Source organism: Acinetobacter sp. AL9 (assembly GCF_041464035.1).
In the GTDB taxonomy this organism is placed as follows: domain Bacteria; phylum Pseudomonadota; class Gammaproteobacteria; order Pseudomonadales; family Moraxellaceae; genus Acinetobacter; species Acinetobacter towneri.
This window is the reverse complement of sequence record NZ_JAYFSK010000151.1, coordinates 1-662: the sequence shown is the minus strand read 5'-3', so window position 1 is coordinate 662 and position 662 is coordinate 1. Positions and strand designations below refer to the sequence as shown.

The following is a 662-nucleotide window of genomic DNA, read 5'->3' as shown; positions in this document are numbered from 1 at the left end:
TATATCGTTGGCAGAAGAAATTATTTAGACCAGTTATCAAAAACTTCATTGATGACTTTATTCTCGATAAAAATCATCTGCTACCACAGAGAATCTATAAATAATAGTGCGTAAGTCCTATATTATTTTAATCAAAAGACAAAAAGATCAATGTCACCGACAAACTTCTCTACTCTTTTTAAGCAGGTATGAATCAATTAACGTATTACTGTTGATACATCAGTGGATCATAAAAATTATAAACATTGATAATATTTAAAATTAAAGGATTATTAAAATGAAAAAAAATCTTGTGCCAATCTTTTCCCTACTTTGTTTCTATTCATCGACATCGCTCCATGCTTTGGAGCCGAATACATTTACCAAAGTGCAGACTTTGAAAAATGTGGCTTATGGATCTCATCCTCAACAAGTGATGGATGTCTATTTCCCTGCCAAAGTACTCACAGATCAAACACCAGCCCCGCTCATGATGATGGTACATGGCGGTGCTTGGAAAATGGGTGATAAAAATCATGCTGCTGTGGTCAAAAATAAGCGTAAGCGTCCGCTGAACACACCTTCTGAATTCATCCTATAAGCCTTAATTTAGTCCCCACTTAGAAACAAGTGGGGACTTAAATTTATGACTACAAATCATCAGACATCCATCGCATCTCTTG

The 662-nt window shown here is 35.2% G+C and carries 1 protein-coding gene and 1 pseudogene; both read left to right on the top strand.

Going from position 1 to position 662, the window contains the following annotated elements; all coding sequences use genetic code 11:
* Positions 1–104 (top strand): annotated as a pseudogene (locus ACEO2X_RS14050) (IS701 family transposase); the annotation flags it as partial.
* A 173-nt stretch (positions 105–277) separates the two neighbouring features.
* Positions 278–580 (top strand): hypothetical protein, encoded by a 303-nt coding sequence (locus tag ACEO2X_RS14045; protein ID WP_371972174.1) that lies wholly within the window; start codon positions 278–280, stop codon positions 578–580.
* Positions 581–662: the final 82 nt, after the last annotated feature.

Bases quoted from the DNA above. Each gene is read 5' to 3' on its own strand.
- ACEO2X_RS14045 (WP_371972174.1), top strand. From the start codon at position 278: ATGAAAAAAAATCTTGTGCCAATCTTTTCCCTACTTTGTTTCTATTCA.